This is a genomic window from Agromyces albus, from assembly GCF_030815405.1.
In the GTDB taxonomy this organism is placed as follows: Bacteria; Actinomycetota; Actinomycetes; order Actinomycetales; family Microbacteriaceae; genus Agromyces; species Agromyces albus_A.
On sequence record NZ_JAUSWX010000001.1, the window covers coordinates 1,835,038 to 1,853,055 of the forward strand.

At 70.1% G+C, this 18,018-nt stretch carries 16 protein-coding genes; all 16 read right to left on the reverse strand.

Going from position 1 to position 18,018, the window contains the following annotated elements:
• Positions 1 to 21: 21 nt before the first annotated feature.
• Positions 22 to 1,479, reverse strand: a complete 1,458-nt coding sequence (locus QFZ29_RS08615; protein ID WP_306893742.1) for a glutamate synthase subunit beta — start codon at positions 1,477 to 1,479, stop codon at positions 22 to 24.
• A 53-nt stretch (positions 1,480 to 1,532) separates the two neighbouring features.
• Positions 1,533 to 6,125: a glutamate synthase large subunit gene (gene gltB, locus QFZ29_RS08620; RefSeq protein ID WP_373426198.1), complete on the reverse strand. Its 4,593-nt coding sequence runs from the start codon at positions 6,123 to 6,125 to the stop codon at positions 1,533 to 1,535.
• A 96-nt stretch (positions 6,126 to 6,221) separates the two neighbouring features.
• The gene (gene lgt, locus QFZ29_RS08625; protein WP_373426199.1) at positions 6,222 to 7,217 is read right to left on the reverse strand and encodes a prolipoprotein diacylglyceryl transferase; all 996 of its coding nucleotides are present in this window, start codon (positions 7,215 to 7,217) and stop codon (positions 6,222 to 6,224) included.
• A gap of 58 nt (positions 7,218 to 7,275) precedes the next feature.
• Complete coding sequence (gene trpA, locus QFZ29_RS08630; RefSeq protein ID WP_306893743.1) at positions 7,276 to 8,061, reverse strand: tryptophan synthase subunit alpha; 786 nt, start codon at positions 8,059 to 8,061, stop codon at positions 7,276 to 7,278.
• The gene (gene trpB, locus QFZ29_RS08635) at positions 8,058 to 9,266 is read right to left on the reverse strand and encodes a tryptophan synthase subunit beta (RefSeq protein ID WP_129521221.1); all 1,209 of its coding nucleotides are present in this window, start codon (positions 9,264 to 9,266) and stop codon (positions 8,058 to 8,060) included. Before trpB ends, trpA begins: the two co-directional genes overlap by 4 nt.
• 1 nt (position 9,267) lies before the next feature.
• On the reverse strand, positions 9,268 to 10,038 hold the full coding sequence (gene trpC, locus QFZ29_RS08640) for an indole-3-glycerol phosphate synthase TrpC (protein ID WP_306893744.1): 771 nt from the start codon (positions 10,036 to 10,038) through the stop codon (positions 9,268 to 9,270).
• Positions 10,039 to 10,041: 3 nt separating this feature from the next.
• The gene (locus QFZ29_RS08645) at positions 10,042 to 10,272 is read right to left on the reverse strand and encodes a DUF6704 family protein (RefSeq protein WP_306893745.1); all 231 of its coding nucleotides are present in this window, start codon (positions 10,270 to 10,272) and stop codon (positions 10,042 to 10,044) included.
• A gap of 125 nt (positions 10,273 to 10,397) precedes the next feature.
• Positions 10,398 to 11,021, reverse strand: coding sequence for a Trp biosynthesis-associated membrane protein (locus QFZ29_RS08650; RefSeq protein ID WP_306893746.1), 624 nt, complete (start codon positions 11,019 to 11,021; stop codon positions 10,398 to 10,400).
• On the reverse strand, positions 11,018 to 12,544 hold the full coding sequence (locus QFZ29_RS08655) for an anthranilate synthase component I (RefSeq protein WP_306893747.1): 1,527 nt from the start codon (positions 12,542 to 12,544) through the stop codon (positions 11,018 to 11,020). The genes QFZ29_RS08650 and QFZ29_RS08655 overlap by 4 nt, the downstream gene beginning before the upstream one ends.
• A 16-nt stretch (positions 12,545 to 12,560) precedes the next feature.
• On the reverse strand, positions 12,561 to 12,902 hold the full coding sequence (gene hisI / locus QFZ29_RS08660) for a phosphoribosyl-AMP cyclohydrolase (protein ID WP_306896666.1): 342 nt from the start codon (positions 12,900 to 12,902) through the stop codon (positions 12,561 to 12,563).
• Positions 12,903 to 12,965: 63 nt separating this feature from the next.
• Positions 12,966 to 13,727 carry an imidazole glycerol phosphate synthase subunit HisF gene (hisF, locus tag QFZ29_RS08665; protein ID WP_306893748.1) on the reverse strand — a complete coding sequence of 254 codons (762 nt, stop codon included), beginning with the start codon at positions 13,725 to 13,727 and terminating at the stop codon, positions 12,966 to 12,968.
• 9 nt (positions 13,728 to 13,736) lie between these two features.
• The gene (hisG, locus tag QFZ29_RS08670) at positions 13,737 to 14,576 is read right to left on the reverse strand and encodes an ATP phosphoribosyltransferase (protein WP_306893749.1); all 840 of its coding nucleotides are present in this window, start codon (positions 14,574 to 14,576) and stop codon (positions 13,737 to 13,739) included.
• A 44-nt stretch (positions 14,577 to 14,620) separates the two neighbouring features.
• Positions 14,621 to 14,884 (reverse strand): phosphoribosyl-ATP diphosphatase, encoded by a 264-nt coding sequence (locus tag QFZ29_RS08675; protein WP_306893750.1) that lies wholly within the window; start codon positions 14,882 to 14,884, stop codon positions 14,621 to 14,623.
• A gap of 9 nt (positions 14,885 to 14,893) precedes the next feature.
• A complete protein-coding gene (gene rpe / locus QFZ29_RS08680; protein WP_306893751.1) occupies positions 14,894 to 15,565 on the reverse strand; it encodes a ribulose-phosphate 3-epimerase in 672 nt (223 codons plus the stop codon).
• 9 nt (positions 15,566 to 15,574) lie between these two features.
• Positions 15,575 to 17,035 carry an RsmB/NOP family class I SAM-dependent RNA methyltransferase gene (locus QFZ29_RS08685; protein WP_306893752.1) on the reverse strand — a complete coding sequence of 487 codons (1,461 nt, stop codon included), beginning with the start codon at positions 17,033 to 17,035 and terminating at the stop codon, positions 15,575 to 15,577.
• A complete protein-coding gene (fmt, locus tag QFZ29_RS08690; RefSeq protein WP_306893753.1) occupies positions 17,032 to 17,985 on the reverse strand; it encodes a methionyl-tRNA formyltransferase in 954 nt (317 codons plus the stop codon). Before fmt ends, QFZ29_RS08685 begins: the two co-directional genes overlap by 4 nt.
• Positions 17,986 to 18,018: the final 33 nt, after the last annotated feature.

Genomic DNA, 18,018 nt, shown 5'->3' on the forward strand with positions numbered 1-18,018 from the left:
CGCCGTGCGGCGCGTCGGGGTTCAGATGGAGAACGCGCGAGCCGTCGCGGGGACGGGGCTCGGCAGCAGCGTCTCGCCTTCAAGGTACCGGTCGACGGCGGATGCCGCAGCGCGCCCCTCGGCGATCGCCCACACGATGAGCGATTGGCCGCGGCCGGCGTCACCGGCGACGAACACTCCCGGCTGCGCCGTGGCGTAGTCGTCGTCACGGGCGATGTTGCCCCGATCGGTGACCGGAAGCTGCAGCTGCTCGTCGAGCGTACGGGTCTCGGGGCCCGTGAAGCCGAGGGCGAGGAGCACGAGGTCGGCGGGAATCTCGCGCTCGGTGCCGACCTTGGGCACCCGGCGCCCGTCGAGGTACTCGGTCTCGGCGACGCGGATCGCCCGCAGCTCGCCCACGTCGTTCGAGACGAACTCGACGGTCGAGACGAGGTAGTGGCGGTTGCCGCCTTCCTCGTGGGCGCTCTGGACCTCGAAGATCGTCGGATGCATCGGCCAGGGCTGTTCGGGCGGGCGGACCGCGCTCGGCTCCTTGCCGATCGCGAGGTTCGTGACCGAGAGCGCACCCTGCCGGTGCGCGGTGCCGATGCAGTCGGCGCCGGTGTCGCCGCCGCCGAGGACGACGACGTGCTTGCCCTCCGCGGTGATCTGGTCGAACACGTTGTCGCCGGCGAGGTGGCGGTTGGACTGCGTCAGGTAGTCCATGGCGAAGTGCACGCCGGGCAGGTCGCGACCCGGGATCGGCAGGTCGCGAGGCACCATCGCACCCGTCGCGACGACCACGGCGTCGTAACGCGCGCGGAGCTGCTCCCACGTGATGTCCACGCCGATGTCCACGCCGGCACGGAACCGGGTGCCCTCGGCCGTCATCTGCGCGAGACGCTGGTCGATGTGCTTCTTCTCCATCTTGAAGTCGGGGATGCCGTAGCGCAGCAGGCCGCCGATGCGGTCATCGCGCTCGTAGACGGCGACGGTGTGGCCGGCACGAGTGAGCTGCTGGGCCGCGGCGAGTCCGGCGGGTCCAGAGCCGACCACCGCCACCGTCTTGCCCGTGAGCCGGCCGGGGGGCTGCGGCTGCACCCAGCCGTTGCCGAACGCCTCGTCGATGATCGACACCTCGACCTGCTTGATGGTCACGGCCGGCTGGTTGATCGCGAGCACGCACGCCGACTCGCACGGCGCCGGGCACAGCCGGCCCGTGAACTCGGGGAAGTTGTTCGTCGCGTGCAACCGCTCGATCGCGGCCCGGCCCTCGCCGCGCCACGTGAGGTCGTTCCACTCGGGGATGAGGTTGCCGAGCGGGCAGCCCTGGTGGCAGAACGGGATGCCGCAGTCCATGCAGCGCCCGGCCTGGCGGCGGAGCTGGGCGGGGTCGCCCTGTTCATAGACCTCTTTCCAGTCCATGATGCGCACCGGAACGGGCCGCCGCTTGGGCAGCTCGCGCTCGGTGACCTTCAGAAAGCCCTTCGGGTCAGCCACCTGTCACCTCCATGCGGTTCATGGGCACAGCTCTTGTCCAGACGGACATTGCGTCAGCCACCTGTCACCTCCAGAATTCTTGTCCAGACGACGTCGCCGTCGGGGTCGAGCCCCTCGTCGACGGCGCTCTGGCGGGTACGGAGCACCGCCGCGTAGTCGCGCGGCAGCACCTTGGTGAAGCGATCGAGCGCCGCGTCGCCCTCGGCGAGGAGTTGCGCCGCGACCGCCGAGTCGGTGGTCTCGAGATGCTGCTCGAGCAGGTCGCGCACGATCTCGCGATCTGCGCTGCCGAGCGGCAGTAGCTCGAGCTCGCCGCTCGTGAGCGATTCATTGTTCACGCGGCCCTCTCGCAATCCGAGCACGTAGGCGGTGCCGCCCGACATGCCGGCACCGAGGTTGCGGCCGGTCTCGCCGAGGATGAGGGCGAGTCCGCCGGTCATGTACTCGAGCGCGTGATCGCCGACGCCTTCGACGACCGCGGTCGCACCGGAGTTGCGCACGAGGAACCGCTCGCCCACGATGCCGCGGATGAACATGCTGCCTTGCGTGGCGCCGTAGCCGATGACGTTGCCGGCGATGACGTTGTGCTCGGCGACGAAGCCGCTGTCGCGCGAGGGACGCAGCACGAGCTGGCCGCCCGAGAGGCCCTTGCCGACGTAGTCGTTGGAGTCGCCCTCGAGGCGCAGGGTGATGCCGCTCGGCAGGAAGGCGCCGAAGGACTGCCCGGCGGAGCCGGTGAGCGTCACGTCGATCGAGCCCGGGGGCAGACCGTGCTCGCCACGACGCACCGTGACCTCATGGCCGAGCATCGTTCCGACCGCGCGCTCGGTGTTCTTGATCGGCAGTTCGATGCGCACGCTCCCGCCGCCGTCGATCACGAGCTGGCTGCGGCGGATGAGCTCGTTGTCGAAGTGCTCGTCGAGCTCGTGGTCTTGCGACCGGGCGTTCCGGCGGGGCTCCGACTCCGCGAAGTCGGGACCGACGAGCACCGGGGACAGGTCGAGCCCCGACGCCTTCCAGTGCGACACGGCGCGGTCGATGTCGAGCAGCTCGCGACGCCCGATGATCTCGTCGATGCTGCGGTAGCCGAGCGCCGCGAGGTACTCGCGCACCTCCTGGGCGATGAACTCGAAGAAGTTCACGACGAACTCGGGTTTGCCCGTGAAGCGCTTGCGGAGCTCGGGGTTCTGCGTCGCGACGCCGACCGGGCACGTGTCGAGGTGGCAGACGCGCATCATGACGCAACCCTGCACGACGAGCGGAGCCGTGGCGAACCCGAACTCCTCTGCGCCGAGCAGCGCGCCGATGATGACGTCGCGGCCGGTCTTCAGCTGGCCGTCGACCTGCACGACGACGCGGTCGCGCATGCCGTTGAGCATGAGCGTCTGCTGCGTCTCGGCGAGACCGAGCTCCCAGGGCGTGCCGGCGTGCTTGAGCGAATTGAGCGGGCTCGCACCCGTGCCGCCGTCGTGCCCCGAGACGAGGATGACGTCGGAGAGCGCCTTCGCGACACCCGCGGCGACGGCGCCGATGCCCGATTGGCTCACGAGCTTCGTGTGGATGCGCGCCTTGGGGTTGGCCCGCTTCAGGTCGAAGATGAGCTGCTTCAGGTCTTCGATCGAGTAGATGTCGTGGTGCGGCGGCGGCGAGATGAGGCCGACGCCTGCGGTGCCGTGCCGTGTGCGCGCGATCCACGGGTACACCTTGGTCGAGGGCAGCTGGCCGCCCTCGCCGGGCTTGGCGCCCTGAGCGAGCTTGATCTGCAGGTCGGTGGCGTGCGTGAGGTACATGCTCGTCACACCGAAGCGACCCGACGCCACCTGCTTGATGGCACTGCGGCGCTCGGGGTCGAGCAGACGGTCGAGATCTTCGCCGCCCTCTCCGGTGTTGGACTTCGCGCCGAGTCGGTTCATCGCGATCGCGAGCGATTCGTGCGCCTCTTGCGAGATGGAGCCGTAGCTCATCGCCCCGGTCGAGAACCGCTTCACGATGGACTCGACCGATTCCACCTCGTCGATCGGCACTGCGGGCCTGGTGCCGGTGCGCAGCGCGAACATGCCGCGCAGCGTCATGAGCTCCTCGGCCTGCGAGTCGACCATCGAGGTGTACTCGCGGAACACGTCGTACCGGCGATTGCGGGTCGAGTGCTGCAGGCGGAAGACCGTCTCGGGGTTGAAGAGGTGCGGCGAGCCGTCGCGACGCCACTGGTACTCGCCACCGGTGCGAAGCCGCTCGTGGGCGCGCACCGCGGCGTCTTGAGGGTACGCGGCGGCATGCCGGTCGAGGTTCTCGGCCGCGACGACGTCGATGCCGATGCCTCCGAGCTTCGAGGTCGTGCCGGTGAAGTACTCGTCGATGAACTCCTGCGAGAGGCCCACCGCTTCGAACGCCTGCGCGCCGGCATACGACGAGATCGTCGAGATGCCCATCTTCGACATGATCTTCAGCACGCCCTTGCCGAGCGCCTTGATGACGTTGCGAACGGCCTGCTCGGGAGTCACGCCCGTGATGACGCCGGAACGCACGAGGTCTTCGCACGTCTCCATCGCGAGGTAGGGGTTCACGGCGGATGCCCCGTAGCCCACGAGCAGCGCCACGTGGTGCACCTCGCGCACATCGCCGGCCTCGACGACGAGCCCGACCTTCATGCGGTTCTCGGACCGGATCAGGTGATGGTGCACTGCCGACAGCATGAGCAACGACGGGATCGGCGCGAGGTCCTTCGTGGAGTCGCGATCGCTCAGCACGATGAAGGACGCGCCCTCGTCGATCGCCTCGTCGACCTCGGCGCAGAGCGCGTGGAGCCGGGCCCTCATCGCCTCAGGACCGTCGTCGACTCGGTAGAGGCCTTTGAGCGTCTTCGTCTTCGACGAGCCGACGTGCGGATCGATGTGCACGATCTTCGCGAGTTCGTCGTTGTCGATCACGGGGAAGTCGAGGGACACCTGGCGGGCGTGGTCGGGCCCGGCCGTGAGCAGGTTGCGCTCGGGGCCGAGCGACGAGCCGAGCGAGGTGACGACCGCTTCGCGAATCGAGTCGAGCGGCGGATTCGTGACCTGCGCGAACTGCTGCGTGAAGTAGTCGAACAGCAGTCGCGGGCGCTCGGAGAGCACGGCGATCGGCGTGTCGGATCCCATGGCACCGAGGGGCTCCTGCCCGGTGCGCGCCATCGGCGCGAGCAGGATCTTGACCTCCTCCTCGGTGTAGCCGAAGGTGCGTTGACGACGCGTGACGGATGCCGGCGGGTGCACGATGTGCTCGCGCTCGGGAAGCTCGGTGAGCCGGATGCGGCCCTCTTCGAGCCACTCGTCCCACGGCTCGGATGCGGCGAGCTCGGCCTTGATCTCGTCGTCTTCGATGAGGCGCCCCGCCTCGGTGTCGACGAGGAACATGCGCCCGGGCTGCAGTCGGCCCTTGCGAACGATCTTGCTCTGCGCGATGTCGAGCACGCCGATCTCGCTCGCGAGCACCACGAGCCCGTCGTCGGTGACCACGTAGCGCCCCGGGCGGAGCCCGTTGCGGTCGAGCGTGGCGCCGACGAGGGAGCCGTCGGTGAACACGATCGCCGCCGGACCGTCCCACGGCTCCATGAGCATCGAGTGGTACTCGTAGAACGCACGACGGGCGGGTGCGATCTCGGTCTGGTTCTCCCACGCCTCTGGCACCATCATCATGATCGCGTGGGGAAGGCTGCGTCCGGAGAGGGTCAGGAGCTCGACGACCTCGTCGAAGGACGCCGAGTCACTCGCCCCGGGCGTCACGATCGGCAGGATGGGCGCGAGGTCGCCGAGCAGCTCCGACTCGAGCTGCGACTGACGGGCGCGCATCCAGTTGCGGTTGCCCTGGATCGTGTTGATCTCGCCGTTGTGCGCGATCATGCGGAACGGCTGCGCGAGCGGCCACGATGGGAACGTGTTGGTGGAGTAGCGCGAGTGCACGAGTGCGAGCTTCGAGGCGAACCGCTCGTCGGAGAGATCGGGGTAGAACGGCTCGAGCTGGAGCGTCGTGACCATGCCCTTGTAGACGATGGTTCGGCACGACAGCGACGCGAAGTAGAGCTCGAGCTCGCGCTCGGCCCGCTTGCGGAAGCGGAATGCCAACCGGTCGAGGGCGATGCCCTCGCGGTGCTCCCCCGTCGACGTCGTGGCCGACGACTGCACGAACAACTGCTGCACGACGGGCATCGCGGCGCGGGCGAGCGTGCCGAGCTCATCGGGTCGCACCGGCACCTCGCGCCATCCGATGACCGAGAGGCCTTCGGATGCCGCGATCTCCTGCACGCGCTGCTTGACCGAGCTGCGCGACGTCGGGTCGACGGGGAGGAAGGCATTGCCGACCGCGTAGGCGCCGGCGGCGGGCAGGGGGAAAGGCACGACGGCCCGCAGGAATGCGTCGGGCACTTGCGTGACGATGCCCGCGCCGTCACCGGTGCCGGCGTCGGATCCGACCGCGCCGCGGTGCTCGAGGTGGCGGAGCGCATCGAGCGCCGTCGTGATGATGTCATGACCCGCCGTGCCGCGAAGGGTCGCGACCATCGCAAGGCCGCAGGCGTCCTTCTCGTCGGCAGGGTCGTACATGCCCTGCGCGGCGGGAATGGAGCCGAACCTCGAGAAGGGTGGGGTGAGCGACACGTGGACCGTCCTCATCAACTAGTTGTCAGCGGGGGACGTCGTCGGCCCTGCAAGGGGATGTCGCGGCGCATGGTGCGGCGTCGCGTTCGGTGAACGTGGTGAATGGGCGTCCTACGGTGAGGGTGACCGGCTCGAGCTTGTGGCTGCGGTCTCGCCCGTGTCGTTCCCGCCCTCGACGTCATCGTCGAGAGAGTCGGAGTCGGACTCGGTTTCGTCCGAGTCTACCTCAGCGTCGGCGCCCTTCCATTCACGGCCCGGTTCGTAGGGCGTCGGCTCGTCGCCGGTGTGCCTTCGGCTCTGTACCACGAAGATCACGATGCCGAGCAGGATGGCCGCGAACGACGCCCACACGTTGACCCGGATGCCGAGGAACATCTCGCTGGGATCGACCCGGATCGACTCGAAGAACGAGCGACCGAGGCCGTACCAGATGAGGTAGACGGCGAACGCCTTGCCCCAGCGCAGGTTGATCTTGCGCCCGAGGAAGATGATGAGCGCCGCTCCGGCGAGGTTCCAGATGATCTCGTAGAGGAACGTCGGGTGGAAGAGCGTGCCGTCGGGCAGGCCCGCCGGGAATGCCGGGTTGGCCGAGTCGATCTCAAGGCCCCAGGGCAGGTCGGTGGGCATGCCGAAGAGTTCATGGTTGAACCAGTTGCCGAGGCGGCCGGTGGCCTGCGCGACGAGCAGGCCTGGGGCGAGCGCGTCGGCGAACGACAGGAACCGGATACCAGTCTGCTTGCACCCGATGAAGACGCCGACCGCACCGCCGAGGAGCGACCCATAGATCGCAATCCCACCCTCGGCGATCGCGAAGACGCGCCACCATTCCTGGCCTTCGAAGTAGTCGGCCGGGTGGGTCAGCACGTGGTAGACCCGCGCGCCGATGATGCCGAGCAGCACCGCCCACAGGGCGATGTCGAGCACGACGCCGGGCTCCGCGCCGCGCGTGGTCAGTCGCCGCGACGTGATGATCACCGCGAGGACCATTCCGAGCAGGATGCACAGCGCATATGTGTGGATAGCGATCACGCCGCCCCATGGAAGCGGGATTTCCCAAAGAATCCGCCATGCCTCATCGGGGCTCGGGATGCTGAACGGTGCGATCACTCGGGCTGCTGCCTTTCCTCAGACGACTGGCGGCCGCGAGGGCCTCAGTCAGCGTACTTCACTCGAGGTGGGTGCCGCGCGCGAGCTCCGCGGCCAGAGCGCCGGCCGCGGGAACGCCGCCCGTCGCGAGTGCGTTCACGAGTGCCGAGCCGACGATCGCACCGTCGGCGTACTCGAGCACCTCGGCCACCTGGGCCGCGGTCGAGATGCCGAGACCGACGCAGCTCGCCGGGGCGCCTGCGTCGGAGAGGCGCGCGACGAGCCGGCGCGCCGCCTGGTCGACGTCGGTGCGGGCTCCGGTGATGCCCATCGTCGACACCGCGTAGACGAAACCGCGGCTCGCATCGACGGCCTGCCGGATGCGGGCGTCGCTCGACGTGGGGGCGGCGAGGAAGACGCGGTCGAGTCCGGTGCGCTCGGCTGCGGCGATCCATTCGGCCGCTTCGTCGGGAATGAGGTCGGGGGTGATGAGCCCCGCTCCCCCGGCGGTTGCGAGATCGTCGGCGAACCGGTCGACGCCGTACTGCACCACGGGGTTCCAGTAGGTCATGATGAGCACAGGGGCATCCGTGCGCTCAGTGATGCGGCGTACCGCCTCGAACCCGTGCGTGAGCCGGAAACCGTTGGCAAGCGCCTGCTGGGTCGCGGCCTGGATGACCGGGCCGTCCATGACGGGATCGGAATACGGGAGGCCGAGCTCGAGCACGTCGACGCCGTTCTCGACGAGCGCGACAGCAGCCTCCACGCTCTCGTCGAGGGTGGGGAATCCGACCGGCAGGTAGCCGATGAGCGCGCCATTCGCCTCGTCGTTGCGCCGGCGGATGACGGGACCAGCGGTTCTCACTTGGGGTTCTCCTGGTCGTAGAGCTCGAAGTACGTCGCCGCCGTGTCCATGTCTTTATCGCCGCGGCCCGAGAGGTTCACGAGGATCGTCGCGTCGGGGCCCAGCTCGCGTCCGAGCTCGAGGGTGCCCGCGAGCGCGTGCGCCGACTCGATCGCGGGGATGATGCCCTCGGTGCGGGTGAGCAGGCGCAGCGCGTTCATGGCAGCGGCATCCGTCACCGGCCGGTACGTCGCCCGCCCGATCGCCGAGAGCCAGGAGTGCTCGGGGCCGACGCCCGGATAGTCGAGGCCCGCCGAGATCGAGTGCGACTCGATCGTCTGGCCGTCGTCATCTTGCAGGAGGTAGCTGCGGGCGCCGTGCAGCACGCCCGGGCGGCCGCGCGTGATGGTCGCGGCGTGGCGTTCGGTGTCGACGCCCTCGCCGCCGGCCTCGAAGCCGTAGAGGGCGACGTCGGTGTCGTCGAGGAACGCGTGGAAGATGCCGATCGCGTTCGAGCCGCCGCCGACGCACGCGGCGACGGCGGTGGGCAGCGCACCGGTGAGGTCGAGCACCTGCTGGCGGGCCTCTTCGCCGATGATCTTCTGGAAGTCGCGCACCATCTCGGGGAACGGGTGCGGACCGGCGACCGTGCCGAAGATGTAGTTCGTCGTGGCGACATTCGTGACCCAGTCGCGCATGGCCTCGTTGATCGCGTCTTTCAGGGTGCGCGATCCCGCCTTCACCGCGACGACCTCGGCGCCGAGCAGGCGCATGCGGGCGACGTTCAGCGCCTGGCGCTCGGTGTCGACCTCGCCCATGTAGATGACGCAGTCGAGGCCGAAGAGGGCGGCGGCCGTCGCCGTTGCGACGCCGTGCTGGCCCGCGCCGGTCTCGGCGATCACGCGGGTCTTCCCGATGCGCTTCGTGAGCAGCGCCTGGCCGAGCACGTTGTTGATCTTGTGCGAGCCGGTGTGGTTCAGGTCTTCGCGCTTCAGGATGACTCGGGCACCGCCGGCGTGCGCGGCGAATCGCGGCACCTCGGTGATGATCGACGGGCGCCCGGTGTAGCTGCGGCCGAGCTCGGCGAGCTCGGCTCCGAATCCGGGGTCGAGCTTCGCGAGGTCGTAGGCCTCGCCGAGCTCGTCGAGTGCTGCGATGAGCGACTCGGGCACGAATCGCCCGCCGAAGTCGCCGAAGTACGGACCGGTCTGCGCTCTGAGCGCCATGTCACACCGCCAGGAAAGCTGAGAGGTTGGCAATCGGGTCGCCCGTCACGAGGGCCTCGCCGACGAGCACGACGTCGGCGCCCGCTGCGCGATAGTGGGCGACATCGTCGGCAGACTTCACCGCGGACTCGGCCACGCGGATCGCGCCCGCGGGGAAGCGAGCGGCGAGCCGGCCGAACAGGTCGCGATCGAGCTCGAAGGTCGAGAGATCGCGGGCGTTCACGCCGATGAGCCTGGCGCCGAGCGCCGCGGCTCGCTCGAGCTCCTCGGCCGAGTGGGTCTCTACGAGCGGGGTCATGCCGAGCTCGACGATGAGGTCATAGAGCTCGCGGAGCTCACGGTCGTCGAGGGCTGCGACGATGAGGAGCACGAGGTCGGCGCCGGCGGCGCGCGCCTCGAACACCTGGTAGGGCGTCGCGATGAAGTCCTTGCGCAGGATGGGCAGCGCCACCGCCGCACGCACGGCCTCGAGGTCGTCGAGCGATCCGCCGAACTTGCGCCCCTCGGTGAGCACGCTGATCGCGCTCGCACCGCCGAGCTCGTAACTGCGCGCGAGTGCCGCCGGGTCGCCGATCGTCGCGAGCGCGCCGCGCGACGGGCTCGACCGCTTGATCTCGGCGATCACCTTCACGTGCGACGACCGCCGGAGCGCCTCGAGCGCATCGAGCGCGGCCGGGCGCACGAGCGCGGCTGCCTCCACCTCAGCGAGGGGGCGCGCCTCGCGGCGCACGAGTGAGTCGGCGACCGCGTTCGCGGTCAGTTCGGAGAGCACGTCTCAGTGCACCTTCGTGGTGACCTTGTCGCCGCCGACGCCGTAGCCGGCGCGCGCGAGGACCCAGCCGACCACGAGACCGATGACGAGCAGCACCGCCGAGGCCCAGACGAGCCACTGCACGTCGAGGAAGAACGCAACCGTGCCGATCACGAAGGCGATGAGCATGATCGTGACAGAGGTCCACGCCGCGGGCGAGTGTCCGTGGCCGGGATCGTCGGTCTCAGTGCTCATGATGCTCCTTCGTTGCAAGATTCGACGGCAAGTCTACCGGGCGCGGACTTGCCGCTGAGAATCGGGGAACCAGCCCCCGATCAGCTCCGCGCGAGGCGACGCTCCCGGCCCGCGGCGGCATCCGCTCACCCCGTGGGGTCGTCGCCGCGACTGAGCTCGTCCCAGTCGTCGATGGCGCGGTCCGAGGCCGCTCGAGGCGCGGGTTCGGTGTGGTCGTCGGTCTCGGCGAGCCGCACACCGCGGTAGCGACGAGAGGAGGCGGGCCACTTCGTGCCCGTCGCGAGCACGACGATGCCCGCGAGCACCACGATCGCTCCGCCCGCGATCGCTGCGGCAGGCCAGGCTGATGCGGTGATGGATGCCACGAGCTCGGCGGTCGGCCCGGCGCCCGAGACGCCCGTGGCATCCGTCACCGCCGGCGACACGGCCGCGACCGGATCGCCGATCGAGGTCGACGCGGCGAACACGATGCACGCGCCGAGGAGCACCTCGAGCACGCCGAGCACCATGCGGAGGCCGGGGCCGGCGAGCGCAAGTGCGGCGACGAGTGCGAGCCCGGCGAGCGCGAGCGCCGCGAGGGCGGGCGAGGCGATGCTCCCGGCGACCGGAATGGGGTCGGCGCCCGTGCCTGCGCCTGCCCCGTCGGCGAGGCGGAGATCGAACCAGTTCTGGCTCCACGAGAGCAGCGTGAGCCCGGCGCCGACGACCGTCGCGATGATCGCGGGCGACTTCATGCGCGAGGAGTTCACGGCTCCACCCGTCGCATCGCGTTGGCGACCGCGACGGCTCGAAGCGGAGCGGCGGCCTTGTTCTGCGACTCGCGGAACTCGGACTCGGGGTCCGAGTCTGCGACGAGCCCGCCGCCTGCTTGCACCCGAGCGACGCCGCCCGCGATGGTCGCCGTGCGGATGGCGATCGCGAGATCGGCGTCTCCCCCGAACCCGAAGTAGCCCACCACTCCCCCGTAGAGGCCGCGTTGCGCTGGTTCGAGCTCGTCGATGATCTCGAGAGCCCGCGGTTTCGGCGCGCCCGAGAGCGTGCCCGCCGGGAAGGCGGCCCGGAACACGTCGACGGCGTTCGCGCCGGGTGTGAGGTCGCCCTCGACCGAGGAGACGAGGTGCATGATGTGGCTGAACCGCTCGACCCGCATGAACTCGGTCACTTCGACGGAGCCCGCCGTGCACACCTTCGCGAGGTCGTTGCGCGCGAGGTCGACGAGCATGAGGTGCTCGGCCTGCTCCTTGGGGTCGGCGATGAGCTCGGCTTCGAGGTCGGCGTCTTCCTCGGGTGTCGCTCCGCGCGGCTTCGAACCGGCGATCGGATGCGTGAACACGCGTCCGTCCTGCACCTTCACGAGCGCCTCGGGTGACGAGCCGACGATCCAGTACGACTCCCCGGTCGTGTCTTCGAGGTGCAAGAGGTACATGTAGGGGCTCGGGTTCAGGCTGCGGAGCACCCGGTACACGTCGATCGGATGCGCCGTCGCCTCCTGCTCGAAGCGCTGCGAGATGACCACCTGGAAGATGTCACCCTCGCGGATGTACTCCTTCGACCGCTCGACGGCAGCGAGGAAGTCGGCCTTCTCGGTGCGATGCACCGGATCGGCGGCGCGAGTGAGGTCGATCTCGGCGAGCCAGGCCTCTGACGGCCGCGAGAGGTCGCGCTGCATCCGGTCGAGGCGCTCCTGCGCGTCGGCCCAGAGCCGCTCTGGAGCATCGACGTCGTCGTTGAGGGTCGAGGCGATGAGTTGCACGGTCCCGGTGCGATGGTCGATGACGACGAGCTCGGAGACGAAGGCGAACGCCTGGCCCGGCATCGAGAACTCGGCGGGAGGCCGGTTCGGCAGGCGCTCGATCTGGCGGATCGCCTCCCAGCCGATGAACCCCACGAGTCCTCCGGTCAGCGGGGGCGCGCCCGGAACGTCTTCGGTGCGCCACCGCTCGTAGAGCGCCTCGAGGGCGGCGAGGGGCGCAAGGCCGGCGGCATCGCCGAGCGCGCGCTCGGCCGGGAGTCCGTAGTCGAGCCACTCGATGTCGTCGTCGCGCTGGGTGAGCACCCCGTACGACGAGACGCCGACGAACGAGTACCTCGACCAGATGCCGCCTTGCTCGGCGGACTCGAGGAGGAAGGTGCCGGGCCGGCCGCCCGCGAGCTTGCGGTAGATGCCCACCGGTGTCTCGCCGTCGGCGAAGAGCTCGCGCACGACGGGCACGACCCGTCGCCCGGCCAGGAGCGCGGTGAAGTCCTCGAAACGGGTGGTGGCGTCGGCCAACGGTCTCTCCTCGTCGTCAGTCTGCCGGCGCGAAGCCCTGGACGACCGCGATGGGGTCGCCGTCGAAGCAGCGCCGGGTGCCCGTGTGACACGCCGCACCGACCTGCTCGACCTGCACGAGCAGGGTGTCGGCGTCGCAATCGAGCGCCGCCGACCGCACGTACTGCACGTGCCCCGAGGTGTCGCCCTTGCGCCAGTACTCCTGGCGCGAACGCGACCAGAAGGTCACTCGCCCCTCGGTGAGGGTGCGGCGCATCGCCTCGCGGTCCATCCAGCCGAGCATGAGCACCTCACCCGTGTCCCACTGCTGGATGATCGCCGGGAGGAGCCCGTCGGCGGTGAACGCCGCTCGGTCGATCGCCGTCGCTCCGTCGGTCCACGGCTCTTCGTCGCGCTCGAGTTCCTCGTCGCCCGGCCTCGCTCATCGCACGATCCTTCCGTCGGCCGCGAGGGCGGCTTTCACTTCGCCGATCGTCACCTCGCCGTTGTGGAACACGGATGCCGCGAGCACCGCGTCGGCGCCGGCTGCGATCGCCGGCGCGAAGTCGGCGACGTGTCCGGCGCCGCCCGAGGCGATCACGGGCACGCTCGCGAGCTCGTGCATGAGCGCCGTGAGCTCGAGGTCGAACCCGGCCTTCGTGCCGTCGGCGTCGATCGAGTTGACGAGCAGCTCGCCGGCGCCGAGCTCGATGGCCAGTCGCGCCCATTCGAGGGCGTCGAGGTCGGTCTCGGTGCGACCGCCGTGCGTCGTCACGACGAATCCGGAGGGAGTGCGCTGCGAGCGCTTCACGTCGAGCGAGAGCACGAGCACCTGCGCGCCGAAGCGATCGGCGATCTCGCCGATGAGCGGCGGCCTCGCGATCGCGGCGCTGTTCACGCCGATCTTGTCGGCGCCGTGCCCCTGCAGTCGCGCGACGTCGTCGACCGAGCGGATGCCGCCGCCCACCGTGAGGGGGATGAACACCTGCTCGGCCACGCGCTGCACCATGTCGTAGGTCGTGGAGCGGTCGTCGACGGTCGCCGTGACGTCGAGGAACGTGAGTTCATCGGCGCCCTGATCGGCGTACCGGGCGGCGAGCTCGACGGGATCTCCTGCATCGCGGAGGTTCTGGAAGTTGACGCCCTTGACGACGCGGCCGGCAGCCACGTCGAGGCACGGGATCACGCGGACGGCTAGCGACATCCGGTCACCTCACAACCGTGCCGCGTGGATCGCGCTCACGAGGATCGCCCGTGCGCCGAGCGAGTAGAGCTCGTCCATCACGTGGTTCATGTCGACGCGAGGGACCATGACGCGGACGGCGACCCACTCGGGATCGTGCAGCGGCGACACGGTCGGCGACTCGAAGCCGGGCGCCACGGCGGTGGCGCGTTCGAGGTGCTCGACCGGCACGTCGTAGTCGAGGAGCACGTACTGGCGGGCGACGAGGACGCCCTGGAGGCGCCGCACGAGGGTGTCGGTGCCCGGCCGCTCGACGCCGGAGCCGATGAGCACGGCCTCGGATTCGAGGATGACCGGGCCGAAGATCTCGAGGCCGGCCTGGCGGAGCGTGGAGCCGGTGGAGACCACGTCGGCGACGGCGTCGGCGACACCGAGTCGCACGGCCGACTCGACCGCTCCGTCGAGCTTGACGAGATTCGCCGTCACGCCGTGGCCCGCGAGGAACCCGCCGACGAGGCCGGGATAGCTCGTGGCGACCCGCACTCCGTCGAGTTGCGCGAGCTCGCTGAAGTCGCCCGCCGGCCCCGCGAAGCGGAAGGTGGAGTCGCCGAATCCGAGCGAGGAGATCTCGGCGGCATCCGATCCGGAATCGAGCAGGAGGTCGCGGCCCGTGATGCCGACGTCGAGCGCGCCCGACCCCACATAGGTGGCGATGTCACGCGGACGGAGATAGAAGAACTCGACCCCGTTCCGCGGATCGGCGGTGTGCAGGTCGCGGGGGTCGCGGCGGCCGGTGTACCCGGCCTCCCACAGCATCTGCGCGGCGGTCTCGGAGAGCGAGCCCTTGTTGGGCACGGCGATTCGGAGCATTCCCTGACTTTCGTGTCGACGGTACTGATCGGTCATGAGCGTGATCAGAGATGTCGGTACACGTCGGCGGGCGTGAGCCCCTTCGCGAGCAGGAGCACCTGCAAGTGATAGACGAGCTGGGAGATCTCTTCAGCCGTCTCTTCGTCGCTCTGGTACTCCGCGGCCATCCAGACCTCGGCGGCCTCCTCGACGATCTTCTTGCCGATGGCGTGCACGCCGGCATCGAGCTCGCGCACCGTGCCGGACCCCGCTGGGCGGGTGCGGGCCTTCTCGCTGAGCTCGACGAAGAGGTCGTCGAATGTCTTCACCCGTCTAGGCTACCGGTGCACGTGAGGGTGGACGGACGCAGCCCGGCGCAGCGCCTCGATCTGCTCGGTGGGCGAATCCGCGCCGAACACGGCCGATCCGGCGACGAACGTGTTCGCCCCTGCTGCGGCGGCGATGCCGATCGTCTCGAGCGAGATGCCGCCGTCGACCTGCAGCCACACGTCGAGACCGGCTGAGCGCACCGTGTCGGCGACGAGCTCGAGCTTGGGCATCGTCTCGGGCCGGAACGACTGGCCGCCGAAGCCCGGCTCGACGGTCATCACGAGCACCTGGTCGAACTCGGGCAGCAGCTCGAGGTACGGCTCCACCTCGGTGCCCGGCTTCAGGGCGATGCCGGCCCGTGCGCCGAGCCCGCGGAGTCGCCGGGCGAGCCCGACCGGGTCGGACGCGGCCTCGACATGGAACGTCACGGAGAACGCGCCAGCCTCGGCATACCCCGGCGCCCAGCGCTCGGGGTCGTCGATCATGAGGTGCACGTCGAGCGGGATGGGCGAGACCTGCTGGAGCCGCTCGACCATCGGCAGGCCGAACGTGAGGTTCGGCACGAAGTGGTTGTCCATGATGTCGACGTGCACGAGGTCGGCGCTCGCGATGCGACCGAGCTCTCGCTCGAAGTTCGCGAAGTCGGCAGCGAGGATGCTCGGGTTGATCCGCGTCGTCATGGATTCACCCTATCGATCGGCGACGGCGGCATGGACGCCGGTGGCATCGGCGCCCGGGCGCCGGACGAGGGCGATGAACATCGCATCGGTGCCGTGCCGGTGCGGCCAGAGCTGCACGGTGTCAGCGTCGCCGGCAAGGTCGAGCGGATGCCGCGACAACGCCTCCACCACCGATCGCGTGTCGAGCTGCTCGACCCGATCGCCCCACCGGGCGAGCGCCGCGCCGAACGTGCCGTGCGTCTCGGCGGTGTGCGGGGAGCATGTGACGTACGCGAGGATGCCGCCGGGCGCGAGTGCGCCGACCGCGGCGTCGAACAGGTCGCCCTGGAGCTTCGTGAGCTCGGCGACATCCGCCGGCGACTTGCGCCATCGCGCCTCGGGCCGGCGACGGAGGGCGCCGAGGCCGGTGCACGGTGCATCGAGGAGGATGCGGTCGAAGCCGTCGGGGGCGCCGAGCGCGGTGAGGTCGAGCTCGCGGCCGTCGCCGACCCGCACGTCGACCTCGATCGGCACTCCGGCCACGGCATTCCGCACGAGGTCGGCGCGCGCCGGCACCGCCTCGTTCGCGACGACGCTCGCGCCGCCGCCGAGCGCCTCGGCGGCGAGTACGGCGGTCTTGCCGCCAGGGCCGGCGCAGAGGTCGAGCCAGCGCTCCCCCGGTGCGATGGGAGTCGCACGGGTGAGGGCGAGCGCCGCGAGCTGCGAGCCTTCGTCTTGAACGCGAATGCGGCCGCCCGAGGATCGCGCGACTCCGATCGGGTCATCGGTGACCGCGCCGATGGGCGAATAGCGGTCGGGCTCGAGCGTGACGCCGTCAGCAGTCTCTGCGTCGGCGTCGTCGAAGCCCGGAAGCACCGCGAGGTTGACCCGGGGCGAGTCGTTGTCGGCCTCGAGGAGCGCCTCGAGCTCGGGTTCTCGACCCTCGCGGGCGAGCGCGGTGCGGAACGCGCGCACGATCCACGCGGGGTGGCTCGAGAGGCGCGCGAGCCGGTCGTCGCGGTCCTTGGCACCCGCCCCGACGAGTTCGCGCCAGGAGTCGGCCGACGTGCGCGAGACGGTGCGCAGCACGGCGTTGGCGAATCCTGCGGCTTTCGGAGCGACCTTGCGGGCCAGGGCCACCTGTTCGAAGACCGCCGCGTGCGTCGGCACCCGGGTCGCGAGCAACTGGTGCACCCCGAGCCGCATCACGTCGAGCACTCCCGGGTCGATGCTCGAGGTGGGCCGGTCTGCCGCGAGCTCGAGGACGAGATCGTAGAAGCCCAGCATGCGCAGGGTGCCGTAGGTGAGCTCGGTCGCGAAGGCCGCGTCGGCACGATTCAGGCCGGCCCGGCTGATGCGCGTGGGCAACAGGAGGTTCGCGTAGGCCTCGTCGGTCCGCACGGCCTCGAGCACCTCGAAGGCGACGCGGCGCGCCGGTGAGACGCGCTCCGCTCCCCCGCCACGGGAGTTCGATCGCGCGCCGCCGCTCATCGCGCGACCGCCTGTTCGCGTGCGGCACCGCGCCACCAGTCGGCGGCGGCCATCGCGGTGCGGCCCGACGGCTGCACGCGCCGGAGCTCGAGCGGCGCGGTGGCGGTGCCGATGAGTACGCGGCGATCGTGCATGGCGATCATGCCGGGCGGCATCGCCGTGGCATCTGCAGTGTCCGCGGCATCCGCGCCATCCGCGGTGGTCGCGAGCTCGAGCACCTTCAGTCGTTGCTCATCGAGCGTCGTCCAGGCGCCGGGCTCGGGCGTCACGCCGCGGAACCGCGCGAGCACCTCCGCAGCCGGGAGCCGCCAGTCCAGGCGCGCGTCGTCGATCGTGAGCTTGGGAGCGAAGCTCGGCTCTCCGGATTGCGCCGTCGCGACCGCGGTTCCGGCGGCGATCGCGTCGACCACCTCGCTGAGCAGCTCGGCACCCGACACCGCGAGATCTTCGAGGAGCTCGCCCGAGGTCTCACTGCCGTCGATCTCGCGCGGCCGCATCGCGAACACGTCGCCAGCGTCGAGTTCGGGCACGAGCCGGAACACGGATGCCCCGGTCTCGGCGTCGCCAGCGATGAGTGCGTGCTGCACGGGCGCCGCGCCGCGCCATGCGGGCAGCAGCGAGAAGTGCAGGTTCACCCAGCCGTGGGTCGGAGCGGAGAGCAGCGGTTCGCGCACGAGTCCGCCGTAGGCGACGATGACCCCGAGATCGGGACGGAGCGCCTCGATCGCGGCGGTCGGCTCGGCTCCGAGCCGGGCGGCCTCGATCACAGGCAGCCCGAGCCGCTCGGCCGCCTGGGCGACCAGCGACGGCGTGAGCACGCGCTTGCGTCCGAGCGGCGCCGCCGGCCTCGTCACGACGCCGACGAGCTCATGGTCGCTCGCAGCGAGGCGTTCGAGCGCCGGGACGGCGGCGGCCGGAGTGCCGGCGAAGACGAGGCGAAGGTTCTGCACACTCCATTGTCGCCGACTCGGATGCAGCGGCTC